The sequence below is a fragment of the Pseudomonas sp. NPDC088890 genome, assembly GCF_044900155.1.
Classification (GTDB): Bacteria; Pseudomonadota; Gammaproteobacteria; order Pseudomonadales; family Pseudomonadaceae; genus Aquipseudomonas; species Aquipseudomonas urmiensis.
Genome location: NZ_JBJDNG010000015.1, coordinates 41,038 through 61,045, shown reverse-complemented (window position 1 = coordinate 61,045; position 20,008 = coordinate 41,038). Strand labels below are relative to the sequence as shown.

The window sequence follows — 20,008 nt, the reverse complement described above, 5'->3', positions numbered from 1 at the left end:
GCAGGCTTTCTCGCACGCGCGGAGTCATGCGCATGAATATCGTCAACATGATGTGGGCCGGCGGCTCGCCCTACATGTCGATCCACAAGGTTCACCATCAGGTGCTGAGCCAGGCTGGGGCGCACGCGCATATCAGTAACTGGTTGCTGCTTGGCGGCGAACTGAGCTGCGGTATTGGTAGCACGCGCCAGTGGAACATGCCGCAGCGCGCGCTCAAGGGCCGTCATGCCTGGCGCTTGCTGGTACCTTTTTTGCGCCGGCGGCTGCGCCGAGCATTGCTGGCTGCCCAGGCCGATGTGCTGTTGCTCGATGGGGTCGGGGTCGCCCGACTGGTGCTGCCGCTGCTGCAGCAATTGCCGGGCGTGCGGGCGGCGATCCTGTTTCATGGCGAAACTCGCCTGAGCCGCGCCGATGTTCAGCTGTTGCTGAGTGTCCCGCTCGATCGGCTGGATATTGCGGCGGTATCGCAGACCTTGGCCCAGTCGCTTGAGCAGGATCTTGGCCGCCCTGTGCGGACGTTGCGCATGGCCCTGGATCCTGCGGCATTCTCTGCCAGCTTGCTGACCCAGGATCAGGCCCGCCAGGCCCTGGGCTTGCCACAACACGGGCAGATTTTCGGCGCGGTGGGCCGCCTGGTAGCCAGCAAAGGCTTCGAGGTACTGCTCGAGGCGTTCGCCAAGGCCCATGCCGACCAGCCCGATCTGCATCTGGCGATACTGGGCGAGGGGCCGCTGCGGGCCAGCCTTCAGGCACAAATCGCGGCGCTGGGGCTGTCAGCCAATGTTTGGCTGTGTGGCCACCGGGAAAGCCTGCATCAGCTGTATCGCGCCTTTGACTGGCTGCTGGTGCCCTCGCGCGCCGAGGGCTTGGGCCTGGTGGTGCAGGAAGCGGTGATGGCCGATGTGCCGGTGGTGTGCAGCGACCTTGCGGTGTTTCGCGAGCAGTTGGCTGAGGGGGGGTGTTACCTGCCGGTCGGGGATACCCAGGCCTGGGCCCAGGCAATCGCCCGCTGTGCACAGCTCGATGCTGCTGAGGTGGCGCTGCGCCAGCGCCAGGCATTGGCGCCGGAGCAGGCCTGGCAGGCTTTCCAGCAAGGCTCGGCCGAGCTGCTGCGTGGCTTGGGCTCAGCCCGGTAGCAGGGCCGCCTCAAGCTCGGCGAGAGGGAAGCGGCTGGCCAGGTTTTCCCGTTCGATGTAACGCGCCATGTGCTGCACATTGCGCCGAACCATGCGTGATGACAGCGGGGCGCGCAGAAAACGCATGTCGGCCACATCGATCAGGCCAAGTTGCTGGTCAGGCGTTTCAACCACATTGCCCAGGTGCAGCGAGCGGAAGTAGATCCCCGAGCGGTGCAACTGGCGAATCAGCTCGACCAGCCTCGGCAGGTAGCTGTCCCAGCTGAAGCCCGCTTCGCGTGACAACTGCAGCAAGGTGCGCCCTGGCAGCGGGCGGTAGAGCACGGCGGTGCGCCCTGGCAGCTCGAGCTTGTGCTGGCTGATCACTTCGAGGGTGGGGATGCCCAATTGCGCCAGGCGCGCGGCATTGTCGACGAAGCGTTGCGAGTACGGCCGCAGCAGCGCAGATGAAATCAATCGCTTGCGACGAAAAACCTTGAGGATATTTCCATCCTCAAGCAGGTAGACTTTGGCGCCGTGGCTATCTGCCTCAAGCACCTGGGCGCCAAGTGTCAGCTGATCGAAGTCGACCTGGGAGAGCCGGGAGCATTGCATGGATAGGGCCTTGTCGTCTGGCAAGCAAAAATGACCGGCCATAATGCCGAAAAACAGGCAGCAGTACCATGATGGTGTTGCCCGATACTTTGGCAAGGAAACGCCTGTGTTAAAATTTGCGGTTCAACCTGAACAGTGAGCTCGATGATGGCCGAAACACCGCTACCTGCGGAGCACACCTCCAGCCTGAAAATCTATTTCCGGCTGTTGAGCTACGTGAAACCCTACATTGGCATTTTCATGCTGAGTATCGTGGGTTTCATAATCTTCGCCTCGACTCAGCCGATGCTGGCGGGGATTCTCAAGTATTTCGTCGATGGGTTGAGCAATCCGCAAGCGGTATTGTTCCCCAATGTCCCCTATCTGCGTGACCTGCAGCTGCTGCAGGCAGTGCCGCTGTTGATCATCCTGATCGCCGCGTGGCAGGGCCTGGGCTCGTTCCTGGGTAACTACTTCCTGGCCAAGGTCTCCCTGGGCCTGGTGCACGACTTGCGCGTTGAGTTGTTCAACAAGCTGCTGGTATTGCCCAACCGCTATTTCGACAACCACAACTCCGGTCACCTGATTTCCCGCATCACCTTCAACGTGACCATGGTCACCGGTGCCGCCACCGATGCGATCAAGGTGGTGATCCGCGAAGGCCTGACCGTGGTGTTCCTGTTCGCCTACTTGCTGTGGATGAACTGGAAACTGACCCTGGTAATGCTCGCCATCCTGCCGATCATCGCCGTGATGGTCAGCACCGCCAGCAAGAAATTCCGTAAGCAGAGCAAGAAGATCCAGGTGGCCATGGGCGACGTGACCCACGTTGCCTCCGAAACCATCCAGGGTTATCGCGTGGTGCGCAGCTTCGGCGGCGAGGCTTACGAGCAGCGTCGTTTTGGCGCCGCCAGCCAGAGCAACACCGACAAACAGCTGCGCATGACCAAGACCGGCGCGCTGTACACGCCGATGCTGCAGTTGGTGATCTACAGCGCCATGGCTTCGCTGATGTTCCTGGTGCTGTTCCTGCGTGGCGATGCCTCGGCGGGTGACCTGGTCGCCTACATCACCGCCGCGGGCCTGCTGCCCAAGCCGATTCGCCAGCTGTCGGAAGTCAGTTCGACCATCCAGAAGGGCCTGGCCGGCGCCGAGAGCATCTTCGAGCAGTTGGACGAGAAGCCCGAGCAGGACACCGGCACCGTGGAAAAAGAGCGGGTCGAGGGTCGCCTGGAGGTGCGCAACCTCAGCTTTACCTATCCAGGTACCGAGCGCGAGGTGCTCAGCGACATCAGCTTCACCGCCGAGCCTGGGCAGATGATTGCCTTGGTCGGTCGCTCCGGTAGCGGCAAGTCGACCCTGGCCGGGTTGATTCCGCGCTTCTACCACCACGACAAAGGGCAGATCCTGCTCGATGGCGTCGAGATCGAAGAGTACAAGCTGCGCAACCTGCGCCGGCATGTCGCCCAGGTGACCCAGCACGTCACCCTGTTCAACGACACCGTGGCCAACAACATCGCCTATGGCGACCTGGCTGGCGCACCGCGTGAGGCCATCGAGGCTGCCGCGGCCGATGCCTATGCCAAGGACTTCGTCGATCAGTTGCCCAAGGGCTTCGATACCCAGGTTGGCGAGAACGGCGTGCTGCTGTCCGGTGGCCAGCGCCAGCGCTTGGCGATCGCCAGGGCATTGCTGAAGAACGCACCGCTGTTGATTCTCGACGAGGCGACTTCGGCGCTGGATACCGAATCCGAGCGGCACATCCAGGCAGCCCTGGATCATGTGATGAAGGGCCGCACCACCCTGGTCATCGCCCACCGCCTGTCGACCATCGAGAAGGCCGACATGATCCTGGTAATGGACCAGGGCAAATTGGTCGAGCGCGGCACCCATGCCCAGTTGTTGCAGGCTAATGGCTATTATGCCCGCCTGCACGCCATGGGCCTGGACGAGCCAGAAAAGGTCGATATCACCTGAAACACTTCGATCGGGGCCATTAGCGGCCCCGATTGTCACTGCGATTGTCTGGCGCAGGTTGGCCGTAAAGCCATCGCCTACCCTGTGCTAATATCCTGCCCCTGTTAATTTTTCCATATGGGTTGCCCATGAAGTTGTCCATGCCGCGTTTCGATCAAGCCCCGGTATTGGTGGTCGGCGATGTCATGCTCGACCGCTACTGGCATGGCGGTACTTCACGTATTTCGCCGGAAGCACCAGTGCCTGTGGTCAAGGTCGAACAGATCGAGGATCGCCCAGGCGGCGCGGCCAACGTCGCGCTGAACATTGCTGCGCTCGGCGCCCCGGCATCGCTGGTCGGCGTGACTGGCCAGGATGAAGCTGCCGATAGCCTGGCCAACAGCCTGCAAGCGGCGGGTGTGCGCTCGATCTTCCAGCGCATTGCCCACCAGCCGACCATCGTCAAGCTGCGGGTCATGAGCCGTCACCAGCAACTGCTGCGCATCGACTTCGAAGAACCGTTCGCCACCGACCCGCTGTCGCTGGGCGAAGAGGTCGATAACCTGCTCGACGGGGTCAAGGTGCTGGTCCTTTCCGACTACGGCAAAGGCGCCCTGAAGAACCACCAGAGCCTGGTCCAGGCCGCTCGTGCCAAGGGCATTCCGGTGTTGGCCGACCCCAAGGGCAAGGATTTCTCGATTTACCGTGGCGCCAGCTTGATCACGCCGAACCTGAGCGAGTTCGAGACCATCGTCGGCCGCTGCGTCGATGAAGCCGACCTGGTCGCCAAGGGCCTGCAACTGATGCAGGACTTGCAGCTGGGCGCGCTGCTGGTGACCCGTGGCGAGCATGGCATGACCCTCATACGCGCCGATCACCCGGCCCTGCACCTGCCTGCGCGAGCGCGTGAAGTGTTCGACGTTACCGGTGCCGGCGATACCGTCATCTCGACCCTGGCTGCTGCCATCGCCGCTGGCGAGGATCTGCCACATGCGGTGGCCCTGGCCAATCTGGCCGCCGGCATCGTGGTCGGCAAGCTGGGTACCGCGGCGATCAGTGCTCCGGAACTGCGTCGGGCGATTCAGCGTGAGGAAGGCTCCGAGCGCGGCGTACTGAGTCTTGACCAGCTGTTGCTGGCGATTGACGACGCGCGCGCGCACAACGAGAAGATCGTCTTCACCAACGGTTGCTTCGACATTCTCCATGCCGGTCACGTGACCTACCTGGAGCAGGCGCGGGCCCAGGGCGATCGTTTGATCGTGGCGGTCAACGATGATGCCTCGGTCAGCCGTCTGAAAGGGCCGGGTCGGCCGATCAACAGTGTCGACCGGCGCATGGCGGTATTGGCAGGCCTTGGCGCGGTGGACTGGGTGATCAGCTTCCCTGAGGGGACACCTGAGAACCTGCTGAGCCAGGTCAAGCCGGAGGTGCTGGTCAAGGGCGGCGACTATGGTATCGACCAGGTGGTCGGGGCCGATATCGTCAAAGGCTACGGCGGTACGGTGAAGGTGCTTGGCTTGGTGGAGAACAGCTCTACCACGGCCATCGTCGAGAAAATCCGCAAGAACTGAGTTGAGTCCATCGCAGGGCAAGCCCGCTGCCACGCCCACACTCCACTGCCGAGAAAGACGTGGGGCGCAGCGTGGGAGCGGGCTTGCCCCGCGATGCATCTAGCTACTTTTGCAGGGTTGTCCTGGCTCGCTCCAGCAGCGCGCGCGCCTTACCGGTAAAGCGCTGCATCCGCGAATCCGGCTTGGGCTCCAGCAGCCCCTGCTGCCTCACCCAATCCTTCCAACGAATCCGCTCATCGCGCACCACCCAGCCTTCCTGCTGGGCAAAGCTCTCCGCCAGGTACAGGCCACGGGTACTGGCCGGTATCAGCTCATCTTTCTTCAAGGTATAAAGCTCGGCGGTCGGCAGTCCGTCCTTGAGCGGCATCAGGTACAGATCTGGCCGTTTGCGATTGAGGCGGGCGACCAATTGATCACCTTCGAGCCGTTCATCGACATGAAACAGGCTCAGCGACTTGGCTTCCCTCGGCACCTGCAAACGCAGGTCATAGATCAGCTGCAATGACGCCGTTGGCAGGTGCACATAGGCCCGTGGCCGTTCCATCAAAACCAGGTTGGCACAGTGCACCGGTCGCGCTGCACCCGACTGCGGGGTGAGCACAAAGGGCAGCGCTTCGCGGTAGTGCAGGGCCGCGGCATACGGCGCGGGCAGCCAGGTATCGTTGAAGCGCCCGCCGAGCCAGCCTTCGGGCGTCTCCAGCAGGCACTCTTCGGCAACTTCCTGGATCGCGGTGTGCAGCGGCAGGTTGAGCTCCTGCGCCGGCACGTAGCCGGAGATCAGCTTGAGCACCACATCGCCACGGTCCTGGCGGCGCTGGCGTACCAGCACCCAGTAATCGCGATTCTGCCAGTGCAGGGTCAGGCGTACCGAAACACCCAGGTTGGCCAACTCGACCACGAAACGTTCGCTGTCGGCCAACTGCACGGCCTTGCGCCGCTGCAGGGTCTGGGCGAAGTTCAGCGGCATGCCGATGCTCTGGTAAGTCAGGCCGTCCGGGGTAGCTTCGACGTGCAGCGGCAGGGTCTTGAAGTTGCTCGGGTTCTTGCGAATCAGCGTACGCGGCACGAGACTCCTCCTTGCGCAGAACTGCCGACAGGTCGGCTCAATGCTGGCCCAGGATGCGGGCGACGGTGGCCACGTTATGGGCCAGGTGCAGCGGATTGATGGTGCCGACAATAGCACTGCTCACCCCCGGGTGGGCGAACAGCAGCTCAAAGCTGGCCTGCACCGGATCGACCCCGGGCGCCAGGCATACGTGACCGCTGGCCAGGGCTTTCTTCACCAGGATGGCCTTGCCGTGCTCGGCAGCGTAGTCCAGCACCGGGCGTTCGGCTTGTTCGTTGAGGTTGTAGGTGACCATCGCACAGTCGCCCTGCTCCAGCGCCTTGAGCCCGCCTGCTGCGGTCTTGCCGGAGAAGCCGAAGCCGAGGATCTTGCCTTCTTGCTTGAGGGCGGCGAGGGTTTGATAGACCTCTTGCTGCTCAAGGATCGCCAGGTCGTTGCCGTCCGAATGCACCAGCACCAGTTCGATGTGGTCGGTCTCCAGGCGCTTGAGGCTGCGCTCTACGGAAAAGCGCGTGTGCGCTGCGCTGAAATCGAAGTGCGACTGGCCGTCCACGAACTCTTCGCCAACCTTGCTGACGATCACCCATTGATCACGCTGGCCGCGCAGCAACGGACCGAGGCGTTCTTCACTGCGACCATAGGCCGGGGCGGTGTCGATGAGGTTGATCCCCAGCTCCCGGGCCTGGGCCAGCAGCAGGCGCGCATCGTCGTCGCCAGGGATGGTGAAGCCGTTGGGGTATTTGACGCCCTGGTCGCGGCCGAGCTTGACCGTGCCCAGGCCCAGCGGGGAAACCTTGAGCCCGGTGCTACCCAAGGCGCGGTGCAGGTCATGCAAGGTTGGCAGGCTCATGGCAGCAGTTGCTCCCAAGCCGCAACGCCGAGCGCGGGGCGCGGCAGGTCGGCCAGATCAGGTTGGGCTGCAGGGCGGATGCCGTCACGCTCAAGGCTTGCCAGCACCCGGTCGGAGAAGTCCGGGGCCAAGGCCAGTTTGGTTGGCCAGCCAACCAGCAGGCGCTGTTGTTCGGCGAGAAAGGCGTTGTCCGGGCGGACCAGGCCCGATTGCGCAGGCTCGGCGCGATCGACGCGCAGGGTGGCCCAACGGATCTGGCTCTGGTCTACCCAAGGCAGCAGGTCGGCGACTTCTTTCTGTGCGGCGGCAATTTGTGCAGCCGGCTCGCGGGCCACACCATGGGCTTCGGCAAGATCGCCCCCGAGGTACCAGACCCACTGGCCATCTGCGGCCGGGTGGGTGGTCACGGTAATGCGTGGCTTTGGCCCGCCACCCAGGCAGTGGGCGTACAGCGGCTTGAGGTTCGGCCCTTTGGCCAGGACCATGTGCAGTGGTCGGCGCTGCATGGCGGGTTGGCTCAAGCCCAGGGCGTGGAGCAGTTCTTCAGTACCGGCACCGGCGCTGAGGACGATGCGCTGGGCGCGAATATCGCGGCCGTCGATGCGCAGGCCGACCAGTTCGCCAGCGTCGTGCAGCGGTTCGATCTGCTCGCCGGCCAGCAGGCTGTCACCGGCCAGCTCGGCCAGGTTGGCCAGCAGGCTGGGCACGTCGATGACCAGTTCAGCCAGGCGATAGACCTTGCCCTTGAAGGCGCGGTCTTGCAGGGCAGGCGGCAGTTGCTCGCCCTTGACCTGATCGACTCGGCCACGCATGGCCTTGCTGGCGAAGAAACTGGTGACATTGCCCAGCAGGCTGCCGGGCGACCACAGGTAGTGGGCGTCGGAGAGCAGGCGGACCTTATCCAGGTTCAGCTCACCGCTGCCGCTAAGCGCCTCGCGCCAGCGCCGCGGCATGTCGGCAATGGCTTCGGAAGCACCGGTCAGGCTGCCGGTCAGGGCATATTTGATGCCGCCGTGAATGATGCCTTGCGATTTGATGGTCTGCTCGCCGCCGAGGCTGGCGCGTTCCACCAGCACGGTTGAGTAGCCCAGGCGCCGCAGTCGGGCATTGAGCCAGAGGCCTGCGACCCCGGCGCCGACGATCAACACGTCAGTGGAAATGGCAGATGGCATGCGGGCACCTCGAATACTGGGACAGTTGAGCAGTATACAGGGTGTTGCGATCGAGGCTGGCGTGAGGGCTTATCAGCGTGCGCTGGATCAATGTCCAGCGGTCTTGCTGAACACCTGGATCACCACCACGCCACCGACGATCATGGCCATCCCGAGCATGGCCGGGACATCCAGTTTCTGCCCGTAGATCACCAACGCGGCGATGCTGATCAGGACGATCCCCAGGCCCGACCAGATGGCGTAGGCAATGCCCACCGGGATGCTGCGCACCACCAAGGTCAGCATCCAGAACGCGACGGCGTAGCCGCAGACCATCAGCAGCAGCGGCAGGGGTGTACTCAGGCCCTTGACGGCTTTCATCGAAGCGGTGGCGATGACTTCGGCGCAGATGGCGATGGCCAGGTAGGTGTAGGCGTTCATGCGGTGATCCTCGGTTGCTAGGCAGGCATTTTAGGCGTTCCTGGGATGCGGTAAAGTCATTACCTATCATTTCTGGAGATAGGCTGATGGCCGAGCAGTGGAACCTTGAACAGCTGCGTCTGTTCGTCCGGGTGGCAGAGCTGCGCTCGTTTTCTGCGGTTGCCCGCGAACAGCGTAAGGCGCAGTCCGCGGTGAGCAGCGCCATCGCCCTGCTCGAGGCCGACCTTGGCGTGACGCTGTTCGAGCGCAGCAGTGGGCGTCAGCCGCACTTGACCGAACGCGGCGCGGCCTTGCTCGAAGATGCCCGCGAATTGCTGCGCCAGTGTGAGCGCCTGGAGGGGCGGGCGTTGGCGTTGATGCGCGGTCAGGAGGCATTGCTGCGGGTGGCCCAGGATGAGGCGATGCCTTACCAGCCGGTAATCGACAGCCTCGATGAGCTGGCCAGCCGCTTTCCCTTCCTGGAGGTGCAGCTGGCCAGCGGCGCCCAGGGCGATGTGGCGCGTAAGCTAGTCGAGCGCCACTCCGACCTGGGCTTGTTCTTTCATCACGAGCGCATTCCCGCCTCGCTGGAGCGGCGTGCCCTGGGCAGCGTGGAAATGGTCACGGTGTGCGCCGTCGATCATCCGCTGGCCCGCGAGGGGCGGGTCAATCGTCAGCAGTTGGCCCGCCATCGGCAGCTGTTGATCACCCCGCAACAGAGCGGTTATCCCGGCGGTGAGGCGATCAGCCCGCAGATCTGGCGGGCCGACAGTTTCTATGCGATGGCCGAACTGCTCATGCGCGGCCTGGGTTGGGCCTGGTTGCCGCGGCATGTGGTGCAGTACCCGACCTATCAGGCGCAGATGGTCGAGCTCGACAGTGAGTGGCGCCCGCCTGCGTTGGTGGTGGAGCTGGCCTGGCGTCGCGATCAGCCGCTGGGGCCGGCAGCGCAATGGCTTGCGGAGCGTTTCGCCGTGCACTTGCGGGCAATTGGCTAGGGCTGTAGGAAAAGCGGCCGCGCAAGTTGGTTTGTGGCGTTTTTTTACCGGACAGGCCTAAGCGCAGGCCTTTTCATACAGTTCCTAGTAAACTGCGCCGCCATGAACAGAACCCTCTATACCTTGCTGTTTCACCTAGGCCTGCCGCTGGTTGCGCTGCGCCTGTTCCTGCGGGCGCGCAAGGCGCCCGCTTATGGCCAGCGCATCGGCGAGCGCTTCGCCTTGGCGCTGCCGGCCATGCAGCCGGGCGGCATCTGGGTGCATGCGGTTTCGGTCGGTGAAAGCATCGCTGCCGCGCCAATGGTGCGGGCCTTGCTCAACGCCTATCCGGGCTTGCCCATTACCTTGACCTGCATGACCCCGACCGGCTCTGAACGGATTCGCGCGATGTTCGCCGATGAGCCGCGCGTCCAGCATTGCTATCTGCCCTACGATTTGCCGTGGGCCGCAGGGCGCTTTCTTGATCATGTGCGGCCGCGGCTGGGCATCATCATGGAAACCGAGTTGTGGCCGAACCACATTCATCAGTGCGCCAAGCGCGGTATCCCGGTGGCCTTGGCCAACGCCCGGTTGTCTGAGCGTTCGGCCCGTGGTTATGGGCGCTTCGCCGGCCTGACCCGGCCTATGCTGGCCGAAATGAATCTGATTGCGGTGCAGACCGAGGTCGAAGCCGAGCGCTTTCGCCGCCTGGGCGCGCGGCCCGAATGCGTGCAGGTGACCGGCTCGATCAAGTTCGACCTCAAGCTCGACGCGCAGCTGCTGCCGCGCGCCCGGCTATTGCGTGAGCAGTGGCAGGCCGAGCAGCGTCCGGTATGGATCGCCGCCAGTACCCATGAGGGCGAGGATGCCCTGGTGCTTGAGGCCCATCGGCAGTTGCTCGAAGTGCACGGCGATGCGCTGTTGATCCTGGTGCCGCGCCACCCTGAACGGTTCAATGCGGTGCATGAGTTGTGTCGTGAGCAGTTCGCTACGGTGCGGCGTTCGAGCGGCGATGCAGTCGATGGCCAGACGCGGGTGCTACTGGGCGACACCATGGGTGAGTTGCTGTTTTTGTATGCGCTGGCCGATGTCGCCTTCGTTGGCGGCAGCCTGGTGGCCACTGGCGGGCATAACCCGCTGGAGCCGGCGGCGCTGGCGCTGCCGGTGATCATGGGGCCGCACGTGTTCAACTTCCTGGAGATCAGCGCGATGCTGCGCGATGCTGGGGCGTTGCAGGCGGTGGACGATGCCGAGGGGCTGGCTGCGGCTGTGCGCCGGCTGGTTGAGTTGCCGCAGGATGCGCGGCGCATGGGCGAGGCGGGGCGGGCGGTGATGCAGGCCAATCAAGGCGCGTTGCAGCGGTTGCTGGATGGGCTGGGCGCGCTGATTCGCTGAACGAGGCGGTCCTCTCGGGCCTCATCGCGGGGCAAGCCCGCTCCCACGTTGTGTTGCACGTTCATGAGGGTGCGTCGACAGCGTGGGAGCGGGCTTGCCCCGCGATGAGGCCGGTCCTGCCTGGCCTTCAGGGCCTGCGTTCGAAATTCTTCGCCGCTGCCGCCGCCAGGTCCGGCGGCAGGAAATCCCGGTCCGGATTGTAGTCGGCCTTCAGGTAGCGCCCCAGATCCTGCAGGTCTTGCGGGCTCAAGGTCCCGGCCGCCTGCTTCAGGCGCAGGTTGTCGAGGATGTAGTCATAGCGGCTGTTGTTGTAGTCGCGCACCGAGGTATACAGCTGACGCTGCGCATCGAGCACATCGACGATGTTGCGCGTACCCACCTGATAGCCAATTTCGGTCGCTTCCAACGCACTCTGGTTGGAAATGATCGACTGCTTGCGCGCCTGCACCTGCTCGACATCGGTATTCACTGCTCGGTGCAGGTTACGGGTGTTCTCCACCACCTGACGGCGCAGGCTTTCGCGCTGTTGCTCGCTCTGGCTCAGGCGCTGATAGGCCTCGCGCACCTGCGAGCTGGTCAAGCCGCCGCTGTAGATCGGGATATTCAACTGCAAGCCAATGCTGGTCTGCTCGACATCGCCGCCATAGCGCACCCCGGCTTGCGGCGCGGGGTTGGTGAAGCCAAGGCTGTCGTTGTCACCTTTCTGGTAGCGGGCCACCGCATCCACGGTTGGCGCGTGGCCGGCCTTGCGCTGGCGCAGGGTTTCTTCGGCGGCGGTGACGGCGTGATTGGTCGCCAGCAGGTTGAGGTTCTGCCGGGCTGCCGTTTCGACCCAGGCCTTGGCGTCGTTCGGGGTCGGCACCTGGATCGGCAGGCTGTGGACCACCCCTTGCAGCGAGCCATATTCGCGGTTGGTCAAGGTCACCAGGGCTTCGAAGGCGTCCTGCACCTGACGCTCGGCGATGATCCGGTTGGCCCTTGCGGTGTCGTAGCTGGCCTGCGATTGCAGCACGTCGGTCTTGTCGGAAAGGCCGACGTCGAAGCGTTCATTGGATTGGTCCAGCTGGCGCTTGAAGGCTGCTTCCTCGGCCTTGGTCGAGGCCAGGTTGTCCTGGGCGCGTAGCACGGCAAAGTAGTTTTCCGCGGTTTGCAGGATCAGGTTCTGCTCGGTGGCCGAGAGTTCCAGCGCGGCCTGCTCGTTGACCGCTTCGGCCGCCTGCAACTGGAACCAGCGGTCGGCGCGGAAGATCGGCTGCGACAGGGTCGCACTCCACGAGTTGCCACTGCGATTGGAGGTGATCGAGGGCTCGTCGAGCTTGGTCCGGGTGTTCATCATCTCGGCGCCGGCCGAGAGATTCGGCAGCAGGCCTGCCCGGGCTTGCGGCACCACCTCGCGGCGGGCGCCGTAGTCGGCACGGGCGGCGGCGAGGTCGGCGTTGTTGCTGGCCGCCTCCTGGTAGACGCTGACCAGGTCGGTCTTGATCGTCATGGGCACATCCGCTGCCCATACCGCTCCGTTGGACGCACAAGACACGGCAATCGCCAGTGAAAGTTTGCGCAGCATAGGGCAATCCTTGTACGAGTTTTAATTACTGAACTGTTGAGTTTCGAGCGATGGGCCAGTGTAGTGCCGCGCGCCGCCGGCAACAATCGGTCAGTTGCGCCTTTCATCATCCGTGTCACAAGCACTCTTGGCTTGAGCTGCCACTCCAGTCTAGACTGCGCATGTTCTTGTCGGGGTGCCTTGAAGCAAAGGCTGAGATCGCATAGGTGCGGATCCCGTTGAACCTGATCAGGTTAACGCCTGCGTAGGGAACAAGATTTCTCGCTTTCCCGGCGAGTCTCTTGTGCCAGGTCCGGGATTTGTCGAGCAGCTCACACGCTCAATGGCACTCCAGGTATCCGGCACTGCACCCCCTCTAGGGCTGCGTCCGCGTTATTCAGGTTCTCCCCGACATTCCGCCGCTAGGAAGCCGTCTGGAGCCTGTGATGAGCAAACAAGAAAAAACGATCAACCTCAGCGAATCGGCGCAAGTCGATCAGCAGTCCGTGCAACCCTTCACCCGTTCCCGCAAGGTCTATGTCCAAGGCTCGCGTCCCGACATTCGCGTACCCATGCGTGAAATCAGCCTGGATGACACCCCCACCGATTTCGGCGGCGAAAGCAACGCGCCGGTGCTGGTGTATGACACCTCTGGCCCGTACACCGACCCTGAGGTCATCATCGATGTGCGCAAGGGCCTGGGCGATGTGCGCTCGGCCTGGATCGACGACCGCGGTGACACCGAGCGCCTCGAAGGCCTGAGCTCGAACTTCGGCCAGCAGCGCCTGAACGACGCCGAGCTGACCAAACTGCGCTTTGCCCACGTGCGTAACCCGCGCCGGGCCAAGGCCGGCGCCAACGTCACGCAGATGCACTACGCGCGCCAGGGCATCATCACCGCCGAGATGGAATACGTCGCCATCCGCGAGAACATGAAGCTGCAAGAGGCCCGCGCCGCCGGCCTGCTCAGCCAGCAGCATGCCGGCCACAGCTTCGGTGCCAGCATCCCGAAAGAAATCACCCCTGAGTTCGTCCGTGAAGAAATCGCCCGCGGCCGCGCGATCATTCCGGCCAACATCAACCACACCGAACTCGAGCCGATGATCATCGGCCGTAACTTCCTGGTGAAGATCAACGGCAACATCGGCAACAGCGCCCTGGGTTCTTCGATCGAGGAAGAAGTCGCCAAGCTGACCTGGGGCATCCGTTGGGGTTCGGACACGGTGATGGACCTGTCCACCGGCAAGCACATTCACGAAACCCGCGAGTGGATCATCCGCAACTCGCCGGTGCCGATCGGTACCGTGCCGATCTACCAGGCCCTGGAAAAAGTCGGCGGGGTGGCCGAGGACCTGACTTGGGAGCTGTTCCGCGACACCCTGATCGAACAGGCCGAGCAGGGCGTGGACTACTTCACCATTCACGCCGGCGTGCTGCTGCGCTACGTGCCGCTGACTGCCAAGCGGGTGACCGGCATCGTCAGCCGCGGCGGCTCGATCATGGCCAAGTGGTGCCTGGCGCATCACCAGGAAAACTTCCTCTATACCCATTTCGATGAAATCTGCCAGATCATGAAGGCCTACGACGTCAGCTTCTCGCTAGGTGATGGCCTGCGTCCGGGTTCGATTGCCGATGCCAACGACGAGGCTCAATTCGGTGAGCTGGAGACGCTCGGCGAGTTGACCAAGATCGCCTGGAAGCACGACGTGCAGTGCATGATCGAAGGCCCAGGGCATGTGCCGATGCAACTGATCAAGGAAAACATGGACAAGCAGCTGGAGTGCTGCGACGAGGCGCCGTTCTACACCCTCGGCCCACTGACCACCGACATTGCGCCGGGCTACGACCACATCACCTCCGGTATCGGTGCGGCGATGATCGGCTGGTTCGGTTGCGCCATGCTCTGCTACGTGACGCCCAAGGAACACCTGGGCTTGCCGAACAAGGATGACGTCAAGACCGGCATCATCACCTACAAGATCGCCGCGCATGCCGCCGACCTTGCCAAGGGCCATCCGGGCGCACAGATTCGCGACAACGCCTTGTCCAAGGCGCGGTTCGAGTTCCGCTGGGAAGACCAGTTCAACCTTGGTCTGGACCCTGACACCGCGCGTGCGTTCCACGACGAGACCCTGCCCAAGGAATCGGCCAAGGTCGCGCACTTCTGCTCGATGTGCGGGCCGAAGTTCTGCTCCATGAAGATCACCCAGGAAGTGCGCGAGTACGCTGCCAACCAGCGGATCGATGCCGTGGATGTGTCGGTTGAGCAGGGCATGCGCGAGCAGTCCGAGCGGTTCCGCCAGGCAGGTAGCCAGCTGTACCAGAAAGTCTAGTGGCTTTCAGGGCTTGATCAATCGTGGGAACGGGCTTGCCCCGCGATAGCGTCAGTGCAGGCAACCAAGCTGCACCTGCTGATGCTATCGCGGGGCAAGCCTGCTCCCGCGTTCCCCCACTCCCACCTTTGCGGCGAGTCAACGCATGAGCACCCCCAGCCACTTTTCCCCCGATCACCCGATTCCCGCCGGCCAACGCCTGTTCGGCGCTCGCGACCTGTTCGTCCTGTGGTTCTCCCTCGGCACCGGCTTGATGGTGCTACAAGTCGGCGCCATGCTCGCCCCAGGCCTGGGCCTGGCTGGCGCGGTCCTGGCCATCGTCCTTGGCACGGCGGCAGGCGTGTTGCTGCTGGCGGCTGCCGGGGTGATCGGCAGCGACACCGGCCTGTCGGCCATGGGCACGCTGCGCCTGACCTTGGGTGGACATGGCGCGCGCTTGCCGGCAGTGCTCAACCTGCTGCAACTGATCGGCTGGGGCTCGTTCGAGATCATCGTCATGCGCGACGCCGCCAGCCTGCTCTCGGCACGCGCCTTCGGTGAAGGCAGTGCCTGGACCAGCCCGTTGCTATGGACCCTGTGCTTCGGCGCCCTGGCCACATTGTTGGCGATCTGCGGACCGCTGACGTTCGTGCGCAAGATCCTGCGCAAGTGGGGCATCTGGCTGTTGCTCGGCGCCTGCCTGTGGCTGACCTGGAACCTGTTCGCCAAGGCCGATCTGGCCCAGATCTGGAACCGTGCCGGCAATGGCTCGATGTCGCTGGCAGTGGGTTTTGACATCGTGATTGCCATGCCGCTGTCGTGGTTGCCGCTGATTGCCGACTACTCGCGCTTCGCCCAGCGCGCCAGCCGGGTGTTCGCCGGTACCGCGCTGGGTTATTTGCTGGGTAACGCTTGGTTGATGAGCCTGGGCGTGGCCTACACCCTGGCGTTCGCCCCAAGTGGCGAAGCCAATGCGTTGTTGCTGGCGCTGGCCGGTGCCGGTCTTGGTATCCCGCTGCTGCTGATTCTGCTCGATGAAACCGAAAACGCCTTCGCCGATATCCATTCCGGCGCGGTCTCGAGCGGGTTGCTGGTGCGCCTGAAGGTCGAGCACCTGGCGTTGGCCATTGGTGTGCTGTGCACGCTGATCGCCTACCTGGCGCCCCTGGCCCAGTACGAGAACTTCCTGCTGCTGATCGGTTCGGTGTTCGCGCCGCTGTTCGGCGTGGTGCTGATGGATCACTTCGTGATTCGCCGTCGGCAGATGCCGCTGCGGGTCGAAGGTCTGCACTGGCAGGCGCTGCTGGCCTGGGTGGTGGGAGTGGCGGCCTATCACGTAATGGCCAGCCAGGCGCCAGAGGTGGGCGCGACCCTGCCAGCAGTGCTGCTGGCAGGGGTGCTATACGGGCTGCTAAACCTTAGCCGCGTCCGGGAAACAGCTCAGGCTTGAGCACGCCGTTCAGGCGTGGGTAAGGGATTTTCAGCTCGATGTGGCCCATGGAATAGGGCGCGATGGCATAGACCTCGTACTTCACCACGACCGCACCGTAGGTCAGGGCGATGTGCGGGGACTTCTTGAAGGGCCAGGTCTTGACGAATTCCGGGTCCTTGTCCATGCCGGTACTAATCATCCAGGCACGGTGCGACTCTTCGACGGTTTTCCAGAACGTCTCTTCCTGGCCCGGCACCAGCATGTCTTGCAGGGTCAGGACCTTGTCCTGCTTGCGCGAGTAGTTGATGAAACCGCGCCCAGGCATGCCATGGGCACCACCGCTGTCCAGATAACTGGACAGCTCGATGATCACCAGCCCGTCATGCTGCTCGCGTACCTTGGCTTGCAAATAGCTGCTGTTGCGCTTGTCGGCGCTGGCCAGGTACTGATCTTCATAGGCCTTGAGCGAGGTCGGCGCGCTGCTGCGCTGGTTGTCCTCGGTCAGTTGCAGCAGGCGGCGCTCGACGATGGCGTCGAGCTTGGGCAGGTCGGGGAAGTGAATGGTGTCGATGTTCACCAGCGGGCAGTCGCTTTCGCTGCAGCCCGGCTTGACGTGCTCCCAGGCGTCGCGCTTGACCTCGAGCGGGGCCCGATAGTTGGGCGTGAACAGGCTCTGGCAGGCGCTCAGCGCCACGGCCAGCACAGCCACGGAAGTCAGTTTGACAAGCGTCATGATGATCCTTGTAGAACAGCAATAGTCGGCCTTGGACCGTCGGCAAAGCCTTCGGTTCGCCACTAAGCTATCAGAGAGATTACTGCCTGTCCCGAACGCATGAACGGTCGCTTGAAAGGGATGAAACCCAGCCGGACGCAGAGTAGGATGGCGCGATGCGGTACACGAGGTCATGAGGATTCCAATGACAGATACGTCAAATTCGCTGCCCCAGGCGGTCCAGATCGTCAAGCGCGAGAACTGCTTCCAAGGCTTTTACCGGCTCGACAAGGTGCATCTGCGCCACGAGCTGTTCGCCGGTGGCATGGGGCGCGAGATCAGCCGCGAGCTGTTCGTGCGCCATGATGCGGTCTGCGTGCTGCCCTACGATCCGCAGCGCGATGAAGTGGTGCTGATCGAGCAGTTTCGTGCGGGCGCCATGGGCAAAGTCGCCAATCCTTGGCTGATCGAAATGGTCGCCGGGCTGATCGACAAGGATGAACAGCCGGAAGAGGTCGCCCACCGCGAGGCCGAAGAAGAAGCCGGGTTGACCTTCTCTGCCCTGTGGCCAATGACCAAGTACTTCCCCTCGCCCGGTGGCAGCGATGAGTACGTTCACCTGTACCTGGGGCGCTGCGTCAGCGAGGGCGCGGGTGGCTTGCATGGGTTGGAGGAAGAGGGCGAGGATATCCGGGTAACGGTCTGGTCGTTCGAAGACGCCTTGCAGGCGGTGCGCGATGGCCGCATCTGTAACGCCGCAGCGATCATCGGCCTGCAATGGCTGGCGCTCAACCGTGACGAAGTACGAGGTATGTGGAAGTGAATCTGTTGCGCGAGCGTTATCGGGTCGACCTGGTCGGGCTGCAATCAGCCTGCGAGGCCAACTATGCCCGGCTGATGCGCTTGCTGCCCGATATGCGCAGCACGCAGAGCTCGCGTCGCATTGGCATGACTCAGGGCGACCAGATGCTTGGCGTGTTGGTGCTCGAAGTGGTGCTGACCTGTCCCTATACCACTACCCTGCGCGTGCGCCAGGAGCACAGCCTGCCGTGGCTGCCGGTGCCGCAGCTGGAAGTGCAGGTCTACCACGATGCGCGCATGGCCGAGGTGGTCAGCGCCGAGCACGCGCGGCGTTTGCGCAGCATTTATCCGTACCCCAATACCGGCATGCACCAGCCGGACGAAAAGGCCCAGCTCAACCTGTTCCTCGGTGAATGGCTGAGTCACTGCCTGGCCTGCGGCCATGAGCTGGCAGCCGTACGCTGAAAATGTGAGCTGGGTCGGTTTCGAGTGTTTGCTCGAAACCCTGCACAGGCGATAATCGCGCTGAATCCGCTTGAGGAGACGGCCGTTGCCGCAGCCCAACCATCCCCCCGCGCCCATCCATGTGGTGCAACTGACCGACGCTCACCTGTTCGCTGACCCGGCAGGCACCTTGCTGGGCCTCAATACGCGCGACAGCCTGAGTCACGTGATCACCCAGGTGCGCCGCGAGCAGCCGCGTATCGACCTGTTGTTGTGCACGGGCGACCTGTCCCAGGATGGCAGCGTGGCGTCCTACGAGGCGTTCCGCGAACTGACCGCGGTGCTCGACGTGCCGACCCGCTGGTTGCCGGGTAACCACGACGAGGCGCGGGTAATGGCCGAAGTGGCGCCGGCACTGGTGCGGGCGGTAACCGACATCGGCGCCTGGCGCATCGTCATGCTCGACTCGGCGGTGGCCGGGGCGACCCATGGCTTGCTCGAGCCTGCGCAACTGGCAGCGCTCGATGCTGCATTGGCGGGCGCGGGCGAGCGGCATTGCCTGGTGTGCTGCCACCACCAGCCGGTGGACATCGGCTGCGCCTGGATCGCGCCGATCGGCCTGCGCAACGCCGATGAGTTGCTCGCACGCCTGCGCCAGCCTCGGGTGAAGGCCTTGCTCTGGGGGCATATCCACCAGCCATGGGATGAGCAGCGCGACGGGTTGCGCCTGCTGGCCACGCCGTCCACCTGCATCCAGTTCGCGCCGGGTAGCGAGGAGTTCAAGGTCAGCGAAGAGCAGCCGGGGTATCGCTGGTTGCGCCTGCACGCCGATGGGCGGCTGGAGACGGGCGTGGAGCGGGCGCGGGATTTCCTCGTGACCCTGGATTTCGACAGCCCCGGCTACTGAACACCGCCCCCAACATTTGTAGGAGCGGGTTGCGCTTGATTTGAAGAATTTGTTGCGAAAATCCCGATGCTGCGCCAACGCCCGGCGAACGCGCTACACTGCGCGTCCTGCTCCCACACTGACGGGTGCATCGCAATCGCCACGGGGGCAGCATGTCGGGTTCGATCCTTTATATCCACGGTTTCAACAGCTCGCCGCTGTCGACCAAGGCGCGCCAGCTTGAGGCAGTGATGCAGCAGTTGGGCCTGGCCGCGCAGCTGCGAGTGCCGGCGCTGCACCATCACCCGCGCCAGGCGATCGCTCAACTGCAAGCCGCTATCGCCGAGCTCGGCGCGCCCTTGCTGGTCGGCAGTTCGCTCGGCGGCTACTATGCCACCCATCTGGCCGAGCAGCATGGCCTCAAGGCCCTGCTGATCAACCCGGCGGTCGCCCCACACCGGCTGTTCGACGGCTATCTGGGCACCCAGCGCAACCTGTACACCGATGAGTCCTGGGAACTGACCCTGGACCACGTACAGGCGCTGGGCGAGCTGGAAGTGCCGGCGCCAACCGACGCCGAGCGCTATCAAGTGTGGTTGCAGACGGCCGATGAAACCCTGGACTATCGTCAGGCCGAGCGTTATTACCGGGCCTGCGCCTTGCGTATCGAAGCCGGCGGCGATCACAGCTTCCAGGGCTTCAGCCAGCGCCTGCCGGCCTTGTTGGCCTTCGCCGGAATTGCCCGCGGGCAGTACGCGGCGTTCGATTTTTCTGTATTTTGAT

General features: G+C 63.6%; 18 protein-coding genes and 1 riboswitch. Of the genes, 11 read left to right on the top strand and 7 right to left on the bottom strand.

The features are described from left to right. The first annotated feature begins 32 nt into the window (after nucleotides 1-32). Nucleotides 33-1,136, top strand: coding sequence for a glycosyltransferase (locus tag ACI2JX_RS23075; RefSeq protein WP_404691056.1), 1,104 nt, complete (start codon nucleotides 33-35; stop codon nucleotides 1,134-1,136). On the opposite strand, the gene ACI2JX_RS23070 is transcribed toward ACI2JX_RS23075, so the two are convergent. After that, complete coding sequence (locus tag ACI2JX_RS23070; RefSeq protein ID WP_186555638.1) at nucleotides 1,125-1,730, bottom strand: toluene tolerance protein; 606 nt, start codon at nucleotides 1,728-1,730, stop codon at nucleotides 1,125-1,127. The two genes, ACI2JX_RS23075 and ACI2JX_RS23070, sit on opposite strands and share 12 nt — an antisense overlap. A 147-nt stretch (nucleotides 1,731-1,877) precedes the next feature. On the opposite strand from ACI2JX_RS23070, the gene msbA reads away from it, so the two are divergent. Both msbA and hldE read left to right on the top strand, forming a co-directional pair. Continuing rightward, nucleotides 1,878-3,686, top strand: a complete 1,809-nt coding sequence (gene msbA, locus ACI2JX_RS23065; protein ID WP_368971325.1) for a lipid A export permease/ATP-binding protein MsbA — start codon at nucleotides 1,878-1,880, stop codon at nucleotides 3,684-3,686. Nucleotides 3,687-3,814: 128 nt separating this feature from the next. Continuing rightward, the gene (hldE, locus tag ACI2JX_RS23060) at nucleotides 3,815-5,236 is read left to right on the top strand and encodes a bifunctional D-glycero-beta-D-manno-heptose-7-phosphate kinase/D-glycero-beta-D-manno-heptose 1-phosphate adenylyltransferase HldE (RefSeq protein WP_404691055.1); all 1,422 of its coding nucleotides are present in this window, start codon (nucleotides 3,815-3,817) and stop codon (nucleotides 5,234-5,236) included. Nucleotides 5,237-5,339: 103 nt separating this feature from the next. Here the strand turns inward: hldE and ACI2JX_RS23055 are convergent, their stop codons facing one another. From ACI2JX_RS23055 to ACI2JX_RS23040, 4 genes are all read right to left on the bottom strand, one after another. Next, nucleotides 5,340-6,302: a metal ABC transporter ATPase gene (locus tag ACI2JX_RS23055; RefSeq protein ID WP_264236732.1), complete on the bottom strand. Its 963-nt coding sequence runs from the start codon at nucleotides 6,300-6,302 to the stop codon at nucleotides 5,340-5,342. Between the two features lie 37 nt (nucleotides 6,303-6,339). Then, a complete protein-coding gene (locus ACI2JX_RS23050; RefSeq protein WP_404691054.1) occupies nucleotides 6,340-7,152 on the bottom strand; it encodes an aldo/keto reductase in 813 nt (270 codons plus the stop codon). Then, on the bottom strand, nucleotides 7,149-8,324 hold the full coding sequence (locus tag ACI2JX_RS23045) for an NAD(P)/FAD-dependent oxidoreductase (protein ID WP_404691053.1): 1,176 nt from the start codon (nucleotides 8,322-8,324) through the stop codon (nucleotides 7,149-7,151). The genes ACI2JX_RS23050 and ACI2JX_RS23045 overlap by 4 nt, the downstream gene beginning before the upstream one ends. Nucleotides 8,325-8,411: 87 nt before the next feature. Next, nucleotides 8,412-8,744, bottom strand: a complete 333-nt coding sequence (locus tag ACI2JX_RS23040) for a multidrug efflux SMR transporter (protein WP_010221561.1) — start codon at nucleotides 8,742-8,744, stop codon at nucleotides 8,412-8,414. An 86-nt stretch (nucleotides 8,745-8,830) separates the two neighbouring features. Between ACI2JX_RS23040 and ACI2JX_RS23035 the strand changes: the two genes are divergently transcribed. Both ACI2JX_RS23035 and waaA read left to right on the top strand, forming a co-directional pair. Next, nucleotides 8,831-9,721, top strand: a complete 891-nt coding sequence (locus ACI2JX_RS23035; RefSeq protein ID WP_404691052.1) for a LysR family transcriptional regulator — start codon at nucleotides 8,831-8,833, stop codon at nucleotides 9,719-9,721. A gap of 102 nt (nucleotides 9,722-9,823) precedes the next feature. Beyond that, nucleotides 9,824-11,095: a lipid IV(A) 3-deoxy-D-manno-octulosonic acid transferase gene (gene waaA, locus ACI2JX_RS23030; protein ID WP_404691051.1), complete on the top strand. Its 1,272-nt coding sequence runs from the start codon at nucleotides 9,824-9,826 to the stop codon at nucleotides 11,093-11,095. A gap of 127 nt (nucleotides 11,096-11,222) precedes the next feature. Here the strand turns inward: waaA and ACI2JX_RS23025 are convergent, their stop codons facing one another. Then, nucleotides 11,223-12,659, bottom strand: coding sequence for a TolC family outer membrane protein (locus ACI2JX_RS23025; protein WP_186555631.1), 1,437 nt, complete (start codon nucleotides 12,657-12,659; stop codon nucleotides 11,223-11,225). Between the two features lie 161 nt (nucleotides 12,660-12,820). Next, nucleotides 12,821-12,927: riboswitch (TPP riboswitch) on the top strand. Nucleotides 12,928-13,084: 157 nt separating this feature from the next. Between ACI2JX_RS23025 and thiC the strand changes: the two genes are divergently transcribed. Then, nucleotides 13,085-14,971 (top strand): phosphomethylpyrimidine synthase ThiC, encoded by a 1,887-nt coding sequence (gene thiC / locus ACI2JX_RS23020; RefSeq protein WP_264236738.1) that lies wholly within the window; start codon nucleotides 13,085-13,087, stop codon nucleotides 14,969-14,971. A gap of 145 nt (nucleotides 14,972-15,116) precedes the next feature. Beyond that, nucleotides 15,117-16,400, top strand: coding sequence for a putative hydroxymethylpyrimidine transporter CytX (gene cytX, locus ACI2JX_RS23015; protein ID WP_404691050.1), 1,284 nt, complete (start codon nucleotides 15,117-15,119; stop codon nucleotides 16,398-16,400). On the opposite strand, the gene ACI2JX_RS23010 is transcribed toward cytX, so the two are convergent. Beyond that, nucleotides 16,369-17,115: an RsiV family protein gene (locus ACI2JX_RS23010; RefSeq protein ID WP_186555628.1), complete on the bottom strand. Its 747-nt coding sequence runs from the start codon at nucleotides 17,113-17,115 to the stop codon at nucleotides 16,369-16,371. The genes cytX and ACI2JX_RS23010 overlap by 32 nt on opposite strands. A 184-nt stretch (nucleotides 17,116-17,299) precedes the next feature. Between ACI2JX_RS23010 and ACI2JX_RS23005 the strand changes: the two genes are divergently transcribed. From ACI2JX_RS23005 to ACI2JX_RS22990, 4 genes are all read left to right on the top strand, one after another. After that, nucleotides 17,300-17,917 (top strand): NUDIX domain-containing protein, encoded by a 618-nt coding sequence (locus ACI2JX_RS23005; RefSeq protein WP_264236740.1) that lies wholly within the window; start codon nucleotides 17,300-17,302, stop codon nucleotides 17,915-17,917. Continuing rightward, complete coding sequence (locus tag ACI2JX_RS23000; RefSeq protein WP_264236741.1) at nucleotides 17,908-18,360, top strand: DUF1249 domain-containing protein; 453 nt, start codon at nucleotides 17,908-17,910, stop codon at nucleotides 18,358-18,360. The genes ACI2JX_RS23005 and ACI2JX_RS23000 overlap by 10 nt, the downstream gene beginning before the upstream one ends. An 85-nt stretch (nucleotides 18,361-18,445) precedes the next feature. Beyond that, complete coding sequence (gene cpdA / locus ACI2JX_RS22995; protein ID WP_404691049.1) at nucleotides 18,446-19,246, top strand: 3',5'-cyclic-AMP phosphodiesterase; 801 nt, start codon at nucleotides 18,446-18,448, stop codon at nucleotides 19,244-19,246. 152 nt (nucleotides 19,247-19,398) lie between these two features. Continuing rightward, nucleotides 19,399-20,007, top strand: a complete 609-nt coding sequence (locus tag ACI2JX_RS22990) for a YqiA/YcfP family alpha/beta fold hydrolase (RefSeq protein ID WP_404691048.1) — start codon at nucleotides 19,399-19,401, stop codon at nucleotides 20,005-20,007. The last annotated feature ends 1 nt before the right edge of the window (nucleotide 20,008 follow it).